At 40.6% G+C, this 14,879-nt stretch carries 28 protein-coding genes; all 28 read left to right on the top strand.

Annotated elements, in window-relative coordinates:
- The first annotated feature begins 19 nt into the window (after positions 1 to 19).
- The 28 genes from rplB to LI149_RS04020 all read left to right on the top strand — a co-directional run bounded on the left by rplB (position 20) and on the right by LI149_RS04020 (position 14,573).
- On the top strand, positions 20 to 862 hold the full coding sequence (rplB, locus tag LI149_RS04155) for a 50S ribosomal protein L2 (RefSeq protein ID WP_005339032.1): 843 nt from the start codon (positions 20 to 22) through the stop codon (positions 860 to 862).
- Between the two features lie 23 nt (positions 863 to 885).
- The gene (rpsS, locus tag LI149_RS04150) at positions 886 to 1,167 is read left to right on the top strand and encodes a 30S ribosomal protein S19 (protein WP_005332391.1); all 282 of its coding nucleotides are present in this window, start codon (positions 886 to 888) and stop codon (positions 1,165 to 1,167) included.
- Positions 1,168 to 1,193: 26 nt separating this feature from the next.
- Positions 1,194 to 1,583: a 50S ribosomal protein L22 gene (gene rplV / locus LI149_RS04145; protein WP_005332390.1), complete on the top strand. Its 390-nt coding sequence runs from the start codon at positions 1,194 to 1,196 to the stop codon at positions 1,581 to 1,583.
- An 11-nt stretch (positions 1,584 to 1,594) separates the two neighbouring features.
- Positions 1,595 to 2,248 carry a 30S ribosomal protein S3 gene (rpsC, locus tag LI149_RS04140; protein ID WP_005332389.1) on the top strand — a complete coding sequence of 218 codons (654 nt, stop codon included), beginning with the start codon at positions 1,595 to 1,597 and terminating at the stop codon, positions 2,246 to 2,248.
- Between the two features lie 2 nt (positions 2,249 to 2,250).
- Positions 2,251 to 2,688 carry a 50S ribosomal protein L16 gene (gene rplP / locus LI149_RS04135; RefSeq protein ID WP_005332388.1) on the top strand — a complete coding sequence of 146 codons (438 nt, stop codon included), beginning with the start codon at positions 2,251 to 2,253 and terminating at the stop codon, positions 2,686 to 2,688.
- Positions 2,678 to 2,884 (top strand): 50S ribosomal protein L29, encoded by a 207-nt coding sequence (gene rpmC / locus LI149_RS04130; protein WP_005332387.1) that lies wholly within the window; start codon positions 2,678 to 2,680, stop codon positions 2,882 to 2,884. Before rplP ends, rpmC begins: the two co-directional genes overlap by 11 nt.
- A 38-nt stretch (positions 2,885 to 2,922) precedes the next feature.
- Entirely contained in the window at positions 2,923 to 3,177 is a 255-nt protein-coding gene (rpsQ, locus tag LI149_RS04125; RefSeq protein ID WP_005332385.1) for a 30S ribosomal protein S17, read from the top strand.
- Positions 3,178 to 3,196: 19 nt separating this feature from the next.
- The gene (gene rplN / locus LI149_RS04120) at positions 3,197 to 3,565 is read left to right on the top strand and encodes a 50S ribosomal protein L14 (protein ID WP_005332383.1); all 369 of its coding nucleotides are present in this window, start codon (positions 3,197 to 3,199) and stop codon (positions 3,563 to 3,565) included.
- Between the two features lie 14 nt (positions 3,566 to 3,579).
- Positions 3,580 to 3,891: a 50S ribosomal protein L24 gene (gene rplX / locus LI149_RS04115; RefSeq protein WP_227142986.1), complete on the top strand. Its 312-nt coding sequence runs from the start codon at positions 3,580 to 3,582 to the stop codon at positions 3,889 to 3,891.
- A gap of 22 nt (positions 3,892 to 3,913) precedes the next feature.
- Complete coding sequence (rplE, locus tag LI149_RS04110; protein WP_005332380.1) at positions 3,914 to 4,453, top strand: 50S ribosomal protein L5; 540 nt, start codon at positions 3,914 to 3,916, stop codon at positions 4,451 to 4,453.
- Between the two features lie 11 nt (positions 4,454 to 4,464).
- Positions 4,465 to 4,650, top strand: coding sequence for a type Z 30S ribosomal protein S14 (locus LI149_RS04105; protein ID WP_005332379.1), 186 nt, complete (start codon positions 4,465 to 4,467; stop codon positions 4,648 to 4,650).
- Positions 4,651 to 4,793: 143 nt separating this feature from the next.
- The gene (gene rpsH / locus LI149_RS04100; RefSeq protein ID WP_005339031.1) at positions 4,794 to 5,195 is read left to right on the top strand and encodes a 30S ribosomal protein S8; all 402 of its coding nucleotides are present in this window, start codon (positions 4,794 to 4,796) and stop codon (positions 5,193 to 5,195) included.
- 75 nt (positions 5,196 to 5,270) lie between these two features.
- Positions 5,271 to 5,813 carry a 50S ribosomal protein L6 gene (rplF, locus tag LI149_RS04095; RefSeq protein WP_005332376.1) on the top strand — a complete coding sequence of 181 codons (543 nt, stop codon included), beginning with the start codon at positions 5,271 to 5,273 and terminating at the stop codon, positions 5,811 to 5,813.
- 17 nt (positions 5,814 to 5,830) lie between these two features.
- Positions 5,831 to 6,199 (top strand): 50S ribosomal protein L18, encoded by a 369-nt coding sequence (gene rplR / locus LI149_RS04090; RefSeq protein ID WP_005332375.1) that lies wholly within the window; start codon positions 5,831 to 5,833, stop codon positions 6,197 to 6,199.
- A 14-nt stretch (positions 6,200 to 6,213) separates the two neighbouring features.
- Positions 6,214 to 6,723: a 30S ribosomal protein S5 gene (gene rpsE / locus LI149_RS04085; protein ID WP_005332371.1), complete on the top strand. Its 510-nt coding sequence runs from the start codon at positions 6,214 to 6,216 to the stop codon at positions 6,721 to 6,723.
- A 14-nt stretch (positions 6,724 to 6,737) separates the two neighbouring features.
- A complete protein-coding gene (gene rpmD, locus LI149_RS04080; protein ID WP_005332368.1) occupies positions 6,738 to 6,917 on the top strand; it encodes a 50S ribosomal protein L30 in 180 nt (59 codons plus the stop codon).
- Between the two features lie 28 nt (positions 6,918 to 6,945).
- Positions 6,946 to 7,386 (top strand): 50S ribosomal protein L15, encoded by a 441-nt coding sequence (rplO, locus tag LI149_RS04075; RefSeq protein ID WP_227142985.1) that lies wholly within the window; start codon positions 6,946 to 6,948, stop codon positions 7,384 to 7,386.
- On the top strand, positions 7,386 to 8,702 hold the full coding sequence (gene secY / locus LI149_RS04070) for a preprotein translocase subunit SecY (RefSeq protein ID WP_005332362.1): 1,317 nt from the start codon (positions 7,386 to 7,388) through the stop codon (positions 8,700 to 8,702). The genes rplO and secY overlap by 1 nt, the downstream gene beginning before the upstream one ends.
- Positions 8,703 to 8,760: 58 nt before the next feature.
- Positions 8,761 to 9,405, top strand: coding sequence for an adenylate kinase (locus LI149_RS04065; RefSeq protein ID WP_005332354.1), 645 nt, complete (start codon positions 8,761 to 8,763; stop codon positions 9,403 to 9,405).
- 4 nt (positions 9,406 to 9,409) lie between these two features.
- On the top strand, positions 9,410 to 10,174 hold the full coding sequence (map, locus tag LI149_RS04060) for a type I methionyl aminopeptidase (protein WP_117657668.1): 765 nt from the start codon (positions 9,410 to 9,412) through the stop codon (positions 10,172 to 10,174).
- Between the two features lie 78 nt (positions 10,175 to 10,252).
- On the top strand, positions 10,253 to 10,507 hold the full coding sequence (locus LI149_RS04055) for a KOW domain-containing RNA-binding protein (RefSeq protein WP_117495402.1): 255 nt from the start codon (positions 10,253 to 10,255) through the stop codon (positions 10,505 to 10,507).
- A gap of 12 nt (positions 10,508 to 10,519) precedes the next feature.
- On the top strand, positions 10,520 to 10,738 hold the full coding sequence (infA, locus tag LI149_RS04050) for a translation initiation factor IF-1 (protein WP_004607275.1): 219 nt from the start codon (positions 10,520 to 10,522) through the stop codon (positions 10,736 to 10,738).
- 319 nt (positions 10,739 to 11,057) lie between these two features.
- The gene (gene rpmJ, locus LI149_RS04045; RefSeq protein ID WP_005339020.1) at positions 11,058 to 11,171 is read left to right on the top strand and encodes a 50S ribosomal protein L36; all 114 of its coding nucleotides are present in this window, start codon (positions 11,058 to 11,060) and stop codon (positions 11,169 to 11,171) included.
- Positions 11,172 to 11,417: 246 nt separating this feature from the next.
- Positions 11,418 to 11,786 carry a 30S ribosomal protein S13 gene (gene rpsM, locus LI149_RS04040; protein ID WP_005339006.1) on the top strand — a complete coding sequence of 123 codons (369 nt, stop codon included), beginning with the start codon at positions 11,418 to 11,420 and terminating at the stop codon, positions 11,784 to 11,786.
- Between the two features lie 49 nt (positions 11,787 to 11,835).
- Positions 11,836 to 12,231, top strand: a complete 396-nt coding sequence (rpsK, locus tag LI149_RS04035) for a 30S ribosomal protein S11 (RefSeq protein ID WP_005332330.1) — start codon at positions 11,836 to 11,838, stop codon at positions 12,229 to 12,231.
- Between the two features lie 60 nt (positions 12,232 to 12,291).
- Positions 12,292 to 12,885 carry a 30S ribosomal protein S4 gene (rpsD, locus tag LI149_RS04030; protein WP_005332326.1) on the top strand — a complete coding sequence of 198 codons (594 nt, stop codon included), beginning with the start codon at positions 12,292 to 12,294 and terminating at the stop codon, positions 12,883 to 12,885.
- Positions 12,886 to 12,915: 30 nt separating this feature from the next.
- Positions 12,916 to 13,875, top strand: a complete 960-nt coding sequence (locus tag LI149_RS04025; protein WP_005339004.1) for a DNA-directed RNA polymerase subunit alpha — start codon at positions 12,916 to 12,918, stop codon at positions 13,873 to 13,875.
- A 161-nt stretch (positions 13,876 to 14,036) separates the two neighbouring features.
- Entirely contained in the window at positions 14,037 to 14,573 is a 537-nt protein-coding gene (locus LI149_RS04020) for a bL17 family ribosomal protein (RefSeq protein ID WP_005332321.1), read from the top strand.
- The last annotated feature ends 306 nt before the right edge of the window (positions 14,574 to 14,879 follow it).

The raw sequence follows: 14,879 nt of genomic DNA, 5'->3' as shown, positions 1-14,879 counted from the left end.
AATCGAAAGGAGAAACACCATGGGAATTAAGACATATAACCCATATACGCCTTCCAGAAGACAGATGACTGGTTCTGATTTTTCAGAAATCACAAAAAAGACACCAGAGAAATCTCTGTTAGCTCCAAAGAGCAGACAGGCAGGCCGTAACAACCAGGGAAAAATCACAGTTAGACACCGCGGAGGCGGAGCTAAGAAAAAATATAGAATTATCGACTTCAAGAGAAGAAAAGATGGAATCGCTGCTACAGTAATCGGTATCGAGTACGATCCGAACAGAACAGCTAACATCGCTCTGATCTGCTACGAAGATGGTGAGAAAGCTTATATCCTTGCACCAGAAGGATTAAAAGACGGCATGAAAGTCATGAATGGACCAGAGGCTGAGGTTAGAGTAGGAAACTGCTTACCACTTTCTCAGATTCCAGTAGGTACACAGATCCACAACATCGAGCTTCACCCAGGAAAGGGCGGACAGATGGTTCGTTCTGCTGGTAACAGCGCTCAGTTAATGGCTAAAGAAGGAAAGTATGCAACACTGAGACTTCCTTCAGGAGAGATGAGAATGGTTCCGCTTGAGTGCAGAGCTTCTATCGGAGTAGTAGGAAATGGTGACCACAACCTGATCAACATTGGTAAAGCAGGTCGTACACGTCACATGGGTATCAGACCGACAGTTCGTGGTTCTGTTATGAACCCGAATGACCATCCGCATGGTGGTGGTGAAGGTAAGACTGGAATCGGACGTCCGGGTCCATGTACACCTTGGGGTAAACCAGCACTTGGTCTTAAGACAAGAAAGAAAAATAAAGCTTCTAACAAGATGATCGTAAGAAGAAGAGATGGTAAATCTATTAAATAGTTTTCGTAAGGAGGTTAGAACCTATGGCACGTTCAGTTAAAAAAGGCCCATTCGCAGATGCAAGCCTGCTTAAGAAGGTTGACGCAATGAACGCAGCAGGAGACAAGTCTGTAATCAAGACATGGTCCCGCCGTTCTACAATCTTCCCAAGCATGGTTGGACATACAATCGCCGTTCACGACGGAAGAAAACATGTACCTGTATATGTAACAGAAGATATGGTTGGACACAAACTCGGAGAGTTCGTAGCAACCAGAACATACAGAGGACATGGAAAAGACGAGAAGAAATCAAAAGTTAGATAATTATATTGTGAAAGGAGGGTTCATCCATGGCTAAAGGACAACACAGATCCCAGATTAAGAGAGAAAGAAATGCTAACAAAGATACGAGACCTTCTGCTAAGTTATCTTATGCAAGAGTTTCCGTACAGAAAGCATGCTTCGTATTGGATGCCATCAGAGGTAAGGATGTACAGACAGCACTTGGTATTTTAACTTATAATCCAAGATATGCTTCTAGTTTAATAAAGAAATTATTAGAGTCAGCAATCGCAAATGCTGAGAACAATAACGGTATGAATGCTGAGAACCTTTATATTGCAGAGGCTTATGCAAACAAAGGACCAACAATGAAGAGAATCAGACCTAGAGCACAGGGTAGAGCTTACAGAATCGAGAAGAGAATGAGCCACATTACACTCGTGCTTGATGAAAGATAAGGAGGACAATCATGGGACAGAAAGTTAATCCTCATGGCTTAAGAGTCGGTGTTATCAAAGACTGGGACTCTAAGTGGTATGCAGAAAAGGATTTTGCAGACTACCTGGTAGAAGACCATGAAATCAGAACGTATCTTAAGAAGAGATTATACAGCGCTGGTGTTTCCAAGATCGAGATCGAAAGAGCATCTGATCGCGTTAAGATTACAATTTATACAGCTAAACCGGGTGTTGTTATCGGTAAAGGCGGAGCTGAGATCGAGAAAGTAAAAGGTGAGCTTGCACAGTTTACTGACAAGAAATTAGTTGTTGATATCAAAGAAATCAAGAGACCGGATAAAGACGCTCAGTTAGTAGCAGAGAATATCGCATTACAGCTTGAGAACCGTATTTCATTCAGACGTGCTATGAAATCATGCATGTCCAGAACAATGAAGTCTGGAGCACTCGGAGTTAAAACTTCCGTATCCGGACGTCTTGGTGGAGCTGATATGGCTCGTACAGAGTTCTACAGCGAGGGAACAATTCCACTTCAGACACTGAGAGCAGACATTGACTACGGATTCGCTGAGGCAAACACAACTTATGGTAAAGTTGGAGTTAAAGTTTGGATTTACAAAGGCGAGGTTCTTCCGGAGAGAGCACATAAGGAAGGAGATAGATAATCATGTTAATGCCAAAAAGAGTAAAACGTCGTAAACAATTCCGTGGTTCCATGAAGGGTAAAGCTCTTCGCGGAAACAAGATTACTAATGGTGAATATGGTATCGTTGCAATGGAGCCATGCTGGATCCGTTCCAACCAGATCGAGGCTGCCCGTGTTGCTATGACTCGTTATATCAAACGTGGTGGTAAAGTTTGGATCAAAATATTCCCTGATAAACCTGTAACTACGAAACCAGCTGAGACACGTATGGGTTCTGGAAAAGGAACCTTAGAGTACTGGGTAGCAGTTGTTAAACCGGGTCGCGTAATGTTCGAGATTTCCGGAGTAGCTGAGGAAGTAGCTAAAGAAGCTCTTCGTCTTGCAACACACAAGCTGCCATGTAAATGTAAAGTAGTTTCTCGCGCAGACTTAGAAGGCGGTGATAACAGTGAAAATTAATGCATTTGTAGAAGATTTAAAGACAAAATCAGCTGCAGAGCTGAATGAAGAATTAGTAGCTGCTAAAAAGGAACTCTTCAACTTAAGATTCCAGAACGCAACAAATCAGTTAGACAACACAAGCAGAATCAAAGAAGTTAGAAGAAATATTGCCAGAATTCAGACAGTAATTACTGAAAAGGCAGCTCAGAATTAAGAGTAGACTCATAAACCCCAGGAAAGGAGTTACAGACTGTGGAAAGAAATCTTAGAAAAACCAGAGTTGGTAAGGTTATCAGTAATAAAATGGATAAAACCATCGTTGTTGCAATCGAAGATCATGTAAAACATCCGCTTTACAAAAAGATTGTAAAGAAGACATATAAGCTGAAAGCTCATGATGAGAACAATGAATGCAACATCGGAGACAAAGTAAAAGTTATGGAAACAAGACCTCTGTCAAAAGACAAGAGATGGAGACTTGTTGAAGTTATGGAAAAAGTGAAATAGTATAAGGAGGGAAACCTGCATGATACAGCAAGAAAGCAGACTTAAAGTAGCAGACAACACAGGTGCTAAAGAGTTACTGTGTATCCGCGTACTTGGCGGTTCAACAAGAAGATATGCAAGTATCGGAGACGTTATTGTTGCGACTGTTAAAGATGCAACACCAGGCGGCGTTGTTAAAAAAGGCGATGTAGTTAAAGCTGTAGTTGTTCGTACTGTAAACAGTACTCGCCGTAAAGATGGATCTTACATCCGTTTCGACGAAAACGCTGCTGTAATTATAAAAGACGATAAGACACCAAGAGGAACCCGTATCTTTGGGCCAGTAGCAAGAGAGCTTCGTGACAAACACTTCATGAGAATTGTTTCCTTAGCTCCGGAAGTACTGTAGGGAGGTGCAAAGGAATGGCAATGTTAAAAATTAAAAAAGGTGATACAGTTAAAGTTATCGCTGGTAAAGATAAAGACAAAGAAGGCAAAGTTATCGCTATAGATCACAAGAACGGAAGAGTTACTGTAGAAGGCGTTAACATGCTTACAAAGCATACAAAACCTAGCATGACAAACCAGAATGGTGGAATCGTTCACCAGGAAGGATCTATCGACATTTCCAACGTTATGTACTTACACAAAGGTAAAGCTACAAGAGTTGGAATCAAAATGGATGGAGACAAGAAGGTTCGTTTTGCAAAATCTACTGGTGAAGTGATCGATTAATTGAGGAAGGAGGGCTTAAGCTTTGAGTAGACTGAAAGAACAGTACCAGAACGAAATCGTTGATGCATTAACGAAAAAGTTCGGTTATAAGAATATTATGGAAGTGCCAAAACTTGATAAAGTTGTAATCAACATGGGTGTTGGCGAGGCAAAAGACAATGCAAAACTGTTAGATTCCGCAATTGCTGATCTTGAGAAGATCACAGGACAGAAAGCAGTTGTTTGTAGAGCTAGAAAGTCCGTTGCTAACTTCAAACTGAGAGAAGGAATGGCAATCGGTTGTAAAGTTACTTTAAGAGGAGAGAAGATGTATGAGTTCGTTGACCGTCTGGTTAACCTTGCACTCCCTCGTGTACGTGACTTCAGAGGTGTAAATCCTAACGCATTTGACGGAAGAGGAAATTACGCTCTTGGTATCAAAGAACAGCTTATCTTCCCTGAAATCGAGTATGATAAGGTTGACAAGGTAAGAGGTATGGATATCATCTTCGTTACAACAGCGAATACAGATGAAGAGGCTCGTGAGCTGCTTACACAGTTCAATATGCCTTTTACAAAATAGGGAGGTAAATTATGGCTAAGACAGCAATGAAAGTAAAACAGCAGCGTCAGCAGAAATTCTCTACAAGAGAATATAATCGTTGCAGAATTTGTGGACGTCCTCATGCATATTTAAGAAAATATGGTATCTGCCGTGTTTGCTTCCGTGAACTGGCATACAAAGGACAGATTCCAGGCGTTAAGAAAGCAAGCTGGTAGACACTGAACACTTGGCGAGGCCAAGTGCCCAGCGCCGGCCGAGTTTAGTGAGAAGGCCGTTCTCTGAGTCTGGCGAGGTATTCCACGAGCCCGGCGAAGAGAACTACATTAAACAATCCATCAGAAGAGGAGGAAAACAATTCATGACTATGAGCGATCCAATTGCAGATATGCTTACAAGAATCCGTAATGCAAATACTGCTAAACATGATACAGTAGATGTACCTTCATCCAAGATGAAGCTTGCAATCGCAAATATCTTATTAGATGAAGGATATATCGAGAAATATGACATCGTAGAAGATGGAGTATTCAAAACAATCCATATTACATTAAAATATGGTGCAGACAAGAATGAGAAAGTTATCACAGGACTTAGAAGAATCTCTAAACCAGGTCTTCGTGTATACGCTAACAGCGCAGATCTTCCGAGAGTACTTGGAGGACTGGGAACAGCAATCATTTCTACAAACCACGGCGTAATCACTGACAAAGAAGCTAGAAAGCTTGGCGTTGGTGGAGAAGTTCTCTGCTACATTTGGTAGGAACTGAACAATTGAAACTGAAAACAGAGTGAGCAAAGACTCATTCCGAGAATCTAAGTTAAGGAGGATTTAGATATGTCACGTATCGGAAGACATCCAATCGCAATCCCGGCAGGAGTTACTGTTGAGATTAAAGAAAACAATGTAGTGACTGTAAAAGGTCCAAAAGGAACACTTGAGAAAGCACTTCCTACAGAGATGGAAATCAAGCAGGAAGGTGATGAAGTTGTTGTAACAAGACCAAACGATTTAAAGAAAATGAAATCTTTACATGGTCTTACAAGAACACTGATCAATAACATGGTTATTGGTGTAACAAACGGATACGAGAAAGTCCTGGAAGTTAACGGTGTTGGATACAGAGCAGCAAAATCAGGAAACAAATTAACACTGAACCTTGGTTATTCTCATCCAGTTGAGATGACAGATCCTGAAGGCGTTGAGACAGTAGTTGAAGGTCAGAACAAGATCATCGTTAAAGGAATCAGTAAAGAAAAAGTTGGCCAGTTTGCGGCTGAGATCAGAGATAAGAGAAGACCGGAGCCTTACAAAGGTAAAGGTATTAAGTATGCTGATGAAGTTATCAGACGTAAAGTTGGTAAGACTGGTAAAAAATAAGTAAGGAGAGTGTGAAAATGGTTAGCAAGAAATCAAGAAGTGAAGTTCGTGTAAACAAGCACAGAAAATTACGTAACCGTTTAGCTGGAACAACAGAGTGTCCACGCTTAGCTGTGTTTAGAAGTAATAATCATATGTATGCTCAAATTATTGACGATACAGTTGGAAATACACTGGTTTCCGCTTCCACTCTTCAGAAAGATGTGAAAGCAAACCTGGAGAAAACTAACAACGTTGATGCAGCAGCATATTTAGGAAAAGTCATTGCCGAGAAGGCACTTGAGAAAGGTATTAAAGACGTTGTCTTCGATAGAGGCGGATTTATTTACCAGGGTAAAATTCAGGCATTAGCAGACGCAGCTAGAGAAGCTGGGTTGAATTTCTAGAAGGAGGAGCACACATGAGACAGGAACGTATTGATGCTAGTCAGTTAGAGCTAGAAGAAAAAGTAGTGTCAATTAAACGTGTAACGAAAGTTGTTAAGGGTGGCCGTAATATGAGATTCACAGCTTTAGTAGTTGTTGGTGACAAGAACGGTCATGTTGGCGCTGGTTTAGGAAAAGCTACTGAGATTCCGGAAGCAATCCGCAAAGGTAAAGAGGATGCTGCAAAGAACCTCATCAAAGTAGCATTAGATGAGAACGATAGTATTACACATGATTTTATCGGAAAATTCGGAGGAGCTTCCGTGCTTCTTAAGAAGGCTCCGGAAGGAACTGGAGTTATCGCCGGTGGTCCGGCACGTGCCGTAATCGAGATGGCAGGAATCAAGAACATTCGTACAAAATCTCTTGGTTCAAACAATAAGCAGAACGTTGTTCTTGCAACTGTTGAGGGATTACGTCAGGTAAAAACTCCGGAAGCAGTAGCTAAACTTCGCGGTAAATCAGTAGAAGAAATCTTAGGCTAAGGAGGAAGAGTGAAATGGCAGATTTAAAAGTAACATTAGTAAAATCTACAATTGGAGCTGTTCCGAAGCATAAGAAAACTGTTGAAGCTTTAGGTTTAAAGAAGCTTAATAAGACAGTAGTTCTGCCGGATAACGCAGCTACAAGAGGAATGATCAAACAGGTTCAGCACCTGGTAAAAGTAGAAGAAGCATAGATTAAAATTCAGATAAGGAGGTGTCACAATGGATTTATCAAACTTAAGACCTGATGATGGAGCAAAACAGAGTGATAATTTCAGAAGAGGACGTGGACACGGTTCTGGAAATGGTAAGACAGCTGGTAAGGGACACAAAGGTCAGAAAGCTCGTTCTGGAGCACCAAGACCAGGTTTCGAAGGTGGTCAGATGCCATTATATAGAAGAATACCTAAGAGAGGATTTACAAACAGAAATTCTAAGACTATCGTTGGAATTAACGTAAGTGCTCTTGAAGTATTTGACAATGATGCAGTTGTTTCCGTAGAAACACTGATCGAGCAGGGAATCGTTAAGAATCCAAGAGATGGTGTTAAGATTCTTGGTAACGGTGAGCTCACAAAGAAGCTTACTGTTCAGGCAAATGCATTTAGTGCTGGTGCAGTAGCTAAGATTGAGGCGTTAGGTGGAAAAGCAGAGGTGATCTAATGTTAGAGACATTTCGAAGGGCATTTCAAACAAAGGATATTCGTAGAAAACTTGGATATACTTTTTTGATGTTGATCGTAATCAGACTGGGATCACAGTTGCCTACACCAGGAGTAGATCCGACTTATATTAAAGAGTTTTTTGCTCAGAATTCCGGGGAGGCGTTCAACTTGTTTAACGCTTTCACCGGAGGCTCTTTTGAGCAGATGTCAATTCTGGCATTGAGCATTACTCCATACATTACATCTTCCATTATTGTCCAGCTTCTTACAATCGCAATTCCGAAACTTGAGGAGATGCAGAAAGATGGAGAAGATGGAAGAAAGAAGATTGTAGCAATTACACGTTATCTGACAGTTGGACTTGCTCTTATGGAGTCAACAGCTATGGCCGTTGGTTTCGGAAGACAGGGACTTTTGAAAGAATTTAATTTTGTGAATGCTGCAATCGTAGTTCTTACACTGACCGCAGGCTCTACATTTCTGATGTGGATTGGTGAGCGGATTACTGAAAAAGGTGTAGGAAATGGAATTTCAATTGTGTTGGTAATTAATATTATCTCACGTATTCCAAGCGATATGACAACGCTCTTTACGAAATTCGTAAAAGGAAAAAGTCTCGCATCAGGTGGACTTGCTGTTGTTATTATAGTTGCTATTATCCTCGTACTTGTTGTATTCGTAGTAGTACTTCAGGACGGCGAGAGAAGAATTGCAGTACAGTATTCACAGAAGGTGATGGGAAGAAGAACTTACGGTGGACAGTCCACGAACATTCCACTGAAAGTCAATACTGCAGGTGTTATCCCGATTATCTTTGCATCTTCATTGATGCAGTTCCCGATTGTGATTGCAACATTTGCCGGCAAGGGAAATGGAACAGGAATCGGAAGCGAGATTTTAAGAGGTCTTAATCAGGGTAACTGGTGTAATCCTCAGATGCCGAAATATAGCTGGGGGCTGGCAGTATACATCATTTTGACAGTATTTTTTGCTTATTTCTATACATCAATTACATTTAATCCGTTAGAGATTGCAAATAACATGAAGAAAAATGGTGGATTTATCCCGGGTATCCGTCCAGGAAAACCGACTGTTGAGTATTTGACAAAGATTCTGAATTACATTATCTTTGTTGGCGCATGTGGTCTTGTATTGATTCAGCTTGTACCGATCATTTTTAATGGATGGTTAGGAGCAAGCGTGTCCTTTGGTGGTACATCACTGATCATCATTGTCAGTGTAATCTTAGAGACACTTAAGCAGATCGAGTCACAGATGCTTGTACGAAATTACAAAGGTTTTTTGAATAAATAAGCAGGATAACTCGCGGAAGATTCTTTCGCGGGTTATTATGCTATAAAGGAGAGTAATTATGAAGATTATTATGTTAGGTGCGCCAGGAGCTGGAAAAGGCACACAGGCTAAGAAAATTGCAGCTAAGTACGAAATCCCACACATTTCTACTGGAGATATCTTCAGAGCTAATATCAAAGAGGGAACAGAGCTTGGTAAAAAAGCAAAAACATATATGGATCAGGGACTTCTTGTACCGGATGAACTGGTAGTTGATCTCGTAGTTGACCGTGTGAATCAGGAAGACTGCAAGAATGGATATGTTCTGGATGGATTTCCGAGAACCATTCCTCAGGCAGAAGCACTTGATAAAGCACTGGCAGAGCTTGGACAGAAGATGGATTATGCAATTGATGTAGATGTACCGGATGAGAATATCATTCACCGTATGGGCGGACGTCGTGCCTGTGTTGGCTGTGGAGCTACATACCATCTGGAATATGCTCCTACAAAAGTTGAAGGAATCTGTGATGCATGTGGTAAAGAACTCATTCTTCGTGATGATGATAAACCGGAGACAGTAAAGAAACGTCTTGATGTATATCACGAGCAGACACAGCCACTGATTGATTACTACACAAATGCAGGAATCTTAAAGACAGTTGATGGAACAGTTGACATTGATGTTGTGTTCCAGAACATTGTGGAGATTTTAGGAGCGTAACAGCATGCCGGTCACGATAAAATCAGCAAGAGAAATTGAACTAATGGCAGAAGCCGGAAGAATTCTTGAGATTGTACATAATGAACTACGTGACGCGCTCCATGCGGGGATGAGTACGCTGGATATCGACAGATTAGGAGAAGAGATTATACGCAGTTATGATTGTATTCCTTCCTTTCTGAATTATAACGGATATCCGGCATCCATCTGCGTATCTCTGAATCAGGAAGTTGTTCATGGAATACCGGACAAACACCGACTGATTCAGGACGGAGATATTGTAAGTCTGGATGCAGGAGTCATCTACAAGGGGTATCATTCAGATGCGGCCAGAACTTATGGAGTAGGTGAAATCAGTAAAGAAGCAAAAAATCTGATGCAGATAACAAAAGAATGTTTCTTTGAAGGTATAAAATATGCCAGAGAAGGTAATCATTTATTTGATATATCCGGTGCGATCGGAGATTACGCCAAAGAACATGGATATGGTGTGGTTCGTGATCTGTGTGGACACGGAATAGGAACACATCTGCATGAGGCACCTGAAATTCCGAATTTTAGGATGAACCGGAAGGGAATGCTTCTGAAAGCAGGTATGACATTAGCGATTGAACCAATGATCACGGCAGGTGGTCATGAAGTTGACTGGCTGGATGATGACTGGACAGTTGTCACCAGAGATGGTTCACTAGCAGCACATTATGAAAATACAGTGCTGATCACAGAGGGAGAACCAAAACTTCTCTCGCTTAGTGAGAAGGTATTATAATAGAAGAAAACGATCTGACAGTCAGATTCGAATTCAATATTATGATTCGAGAGAAACTCAAATATAGGAGAGATCGCTATGGAACAGTTTGAAACAGGAATGATGGCCCGGTCCAAAAGTGGACATGATGCCGGAAAGGTGTATGTAATCACAAAGGTTGAAGAGGCATACGTATATTTAGTGGATGGAAAAGTAAGAACACTGGATAAGCCGAAAAAGAAAAAGAAGAAGCATGTCCAGTTGATTAAAGAAAGCTTTGATATTCAGGGCGCCACAGATGTGGACATAAAAAGATGGATCAAAATTTGGAATAAGGAAGATAATCAGAATTAGGAGGAAGCGTATATGTCAAAAGCTGACGTAATAGAAATTGAAGGAACAGTAGTAGAAAAATTACCAAACGCAATGTTTCAGGTTGAACTTGAGAATGGACATCAGGTTCTGGCACACATCAGCGGAAAACTTAGAATGAACTTTATCAAGATCTTACCAGGAGATAAAGTAACACTTGAGTTATCCCCATATGATCTTTCAAAAGGAAGAATTATCTGGAGAGATAAATAGGAAGAGATTTAAAATAATCTTGAAAAGGATATAGAAATATATCTGAAAATTCGAAAATAGACATTAAAATAAGCTAAAAAAAATATTCGAAAAAATACGTGAAAAAATTTAAAAAACTCAAGAAAAAGTATTGACTTTATTTGAGATATAATGCTACAATATATAAGCGCGTTTCTGGGCGCTTATATTTGCGTTATCATATATTTGAAGAACAGTCGGTGATACAGTCTTCAGATATTTTCATGAGTTGCAAAATGATATGATAAAAGAAACCGTGCGAAACAAAAGGCAGAGCAATGGATGAAAGGAGGATCCCCTAATGAAGGTTAGATCATCAGTAAAACCAATTTGCGAAAAATGCAAAGTAATCAAAAGAAAAGGAAGCGTTCGCATTATCTGCGAAAACCCGAAACACAAACAGAGACAGGGTTAATTAATTAGGCGGCTGATAGTCAGGACACGCCAGGCGGTGTGTAGAGACTATTTTAAATATACAAGGAACACCTTTAGCCGGTGATGATTCCTCGTATATTGCTTCTAATGCCGGTCCGTCATTACCGCGCAGCTTCCATAAAAGATGCGGTGACCGGAAAGGGCATGATACCGAACATGCCTGGGACATGGAGATGTGTCCCCTATTAAAGACGATAACAAACAAAGAAAGTGGAGGAACAGTCACATGGCACGTATTGCAGGTGTAGATTTACCAAGAGACAAACGAGTTGAGATCGGATTAACTTATATCTACGGAATCGGTAGAACAAGCGCAACCCGTATCTTAGCACAGGCAGGAGTTAATCCTGATATTCGTTGTAGAGATCTTACAGACGACGATGTAAAGAAAATCAGTGCAGTAATCGACGAGACTCAGACTGTAGAAGGAGATCTTAGAAGAGAGATCGCTCTGAACATCAAGAGATTACAGGAGATCGGATGCTATAGAGGAATCCGTCACAGAAAAGGACTTCCGGTTCGTGGTCAGAAGACTAAGACAAATGCAAGAACAAGAAAAGGTCCTAAGAGAACAGTAGCAAACAAGAAGAAATAAGTAACAAATAACAAATAACACAAAAAGGAAAGCGTAGGTTAGTTTTATTATGGCAAAGAAAGTTACAAAGAAAGTGACAAAGAAACGTGTCAAGAAAAACGTTGAACATGGACAGGCTCACATTCAGTCATCTTTTAATAACACAATCGTTACATTAACAGATGCTCAGGGAAATGCTCTTTCATGGGCAAGTGCGGGCGGTCTTGGATTTAGAGGTTCAAGAAAATCTACCCCTTATGCAGCTCAGATGGCAGCTGAAACAGCAGCTAAAGCAGCATTAGTACATGGTTTAAAATCAGTTGACGTAATGGTTAAAGGACCAGGTTCAGGTAGAGAAGCAGCAATCCGTGCACTTCAGGCATGCGGAATCGATGTAACAAGCATCAGAGACGTAACACCGGTACCACACAATGGTTGCCGTCCGCCGAAGCGCAGAAGAGTCTAGTTACAATAATTACGTTAATGGATTGTAGTATCCGAATATTTATAGGAGGAAAATTAAAACATGGCAGTAAATAGAGTTCCGGTTCTTAAAAGATGTAGATCCCTCGGTATGGATCCAGTATATTTAGGAATTGATAAAAAGTCCAACAGACAGTTAAAGAGATCCAATAGAAAGATGAGCGAGTATGGTCTTCAGTTACGTGAGAAACAGAAAGCTAAATTCATCTATGGTGTATTAGAGAAACCTTTCAGAAACTACTTCGAGAAAGCTCAGCGTATGAACGGAATGACAGGTGATAACCTGATGATCCTTCTTGAGTCCAGACTTGACAACGTAGTATTCCGTATGGGATTTGCTAGAACAAGACGTGAAGCTAGACAGATCGTTGATCATAAGCATGTACTTGTAAATGGTAAGCAGGTAAATATTCCATCTTACCTGATCAAAGCTGGTGATACAGTAGAGATCAAAGAGGCTAAAAAGAGCTCTCCAAGATACAAAGAGATCGTAGAGGTCACAGGTGGACGTATGGTTCCAGACTGGTTAGAAGTAGATCAGGAGAACCTGAAAGGAACAGTTAAAGAGCTTCCTGCACGTGAAGCAATCGATGTTCCAGTTGACGAGATGTTGATCGTCGAGTTATATTCTAAATAATAACCAGTAACCCCACAGGAGGTGGACTTAGTGTTTGATTTTAATAAACCCAATATAGAAATAACAGAGATTTCAGAAGATAAGAAGTATGGAAGATTTGTTGTAGAGCCTTTGGAAAGAGGTTATGGAACAACATTAGGTAATTCTCTTCGCAGAATTATGCTTTCATCATTACCAGGATCTGCTATCAGCCAGGTAAAGATTGATGGCGTTCTGCATGAGTTCAGCTCCATCCCAGGAGTGAAAGAAGACGTTACCGAAATCATCATGAACCTGAAGTCACTGGCTATCAAGAATACATCTGAGACAGATGAGCCGAAGACTGCATATATTGAGTTCGAGGGTGAAGGTGTTGTCACAGCTGCAGATATACAGGTAGATCAGGATATTGAGATCATGAATCCAGAGACTGTTATCGCTACATTGAATGGTGGAGCAGACAGCAAATTATATATGGAGCTGACCATTACAAAGGGCAGAGGATATGTAAGTGCTGAGAAGAATAAGAACGATGAGTTACCAATCGCAGTAATCCCAATCGATTCTATTTACACCCCAGTGGAGCGCGTGAATCTCACAGTTGAGAATACACGTGTCGGACAGATTACAGATTTTGATAAACTGACATTAGATGTATATACAAATGGTACATTACTTCCAGATGAGGCAGTCAGCCTTGCTGCAAAGGTATTGAGCGAGCATCTGAAACTCTTTATTGATCTGTCAGAAGTAGCACAGGCTGCTGAAGTCATGATTGAGAAAGAAGATGACGAGAAAGAGAAAGTGCTTGAGATGAGCATTGATGAACTTGAGTTATCTGTTCGTTCATACAACTGTCTGAAGAGAGCTGGAATCAACACAGTTGAAGAGCTCACGAACAGAACATCTGAGGATATGATGAAAGTTCGTAACCTTGGACGTAAGTCACTGGAAGAAGTTCTTGCTAAGCTTGATGAATTAGGATTAAGCTTAAGCAAAGGAGAAGAGTAAACACTGAATACTTATAGGAATGTGAGCCGTAAGGTGATACATTCGTTAAGCATTAAGTGAAATAGATGTTATCTGCTGGTAAGACCGTAAGAGCACAGCAGAGCATTTGGCTAGTAAGCCCGAAGAGTATAACCAAGTGTTAAATATGGAGGAAATTTAAAATGGCAAAGTATAGAAAACTCGGCAGAACATCAAGCCAGAGAAAAGCTTTATTAAGAAACCAGGTAACAGCACTTCTGAACAACGGAAAAATCGTTACAACAGAAGCTAAGGCTAAAGAGATCCGCAAGATTGCTGAAGGTCTTATTGCTATGGCTGTAAAAGAGAAAGATAACTTCGAAGAAGTTACTGTAAAAGCTAAAGTTGCTCGTAAAGACGAGAATGGCAAGAGAGTAAAAGAAGTTGTAGACGGAAAGAAGAAAACAGTTTACGACGAAGTTGATAAGACAATCAAGAAAGATATGCCTAGCAGACTTCACGCTCGCCGCCAGATGCTGAAAGTTCTTTACCCTGTAACAGAGGTTCCTACAGCACAGGCTGGAAGAAAGAAAAACACAAAAGAAGTTGATCTTGTTGCTAAATTATTCGACGAGATCGCACCAAAATACGCAGATCGTAAAGGTGGATACACAAGAATCGTTAAGATTGGTCAGCGTAAAGGTGATGCAGCTATGGAAGTTCTTATCGAGCTTGTATAAGTTGCAGATAGATTGATAATCTGAACAAGACATAATAAAAGAGCTGGTACACTAAGAAATTAGTATGCCAGCTCTTTTTATATCAGAATATGGATGACTCTTACCTTTATAGATGGTGAGAAACAAACCAGTATCAGTGGTGGGGACAATCCACCATCAGATATAGCCTCACAGCAAGAATGCCAAGGCATTCTTAAATAAAATTTATGTAACATATATGATTTAAATATACAGGAATACAACACAAAATATAAAGAAAGCGGGCACCTTACATGAATGCGACTTAAGCACTGTGTAGATGAGACA

Origin of the sequence: Dorea sp. 210702-DFI.3.17, assembly GCF_020560825.1 — a bacterium.
Classification (GTDB): Bacteria; Bacillota; Clostridia; order Lachnospirales; family Lachnospiraceae; genus Dorea; species Dorea formicigenerans.
Note: the sequence above shows the minus strand (reverse complement) of the source record. Positions and strands in the feature narration are given on the sequence as shown.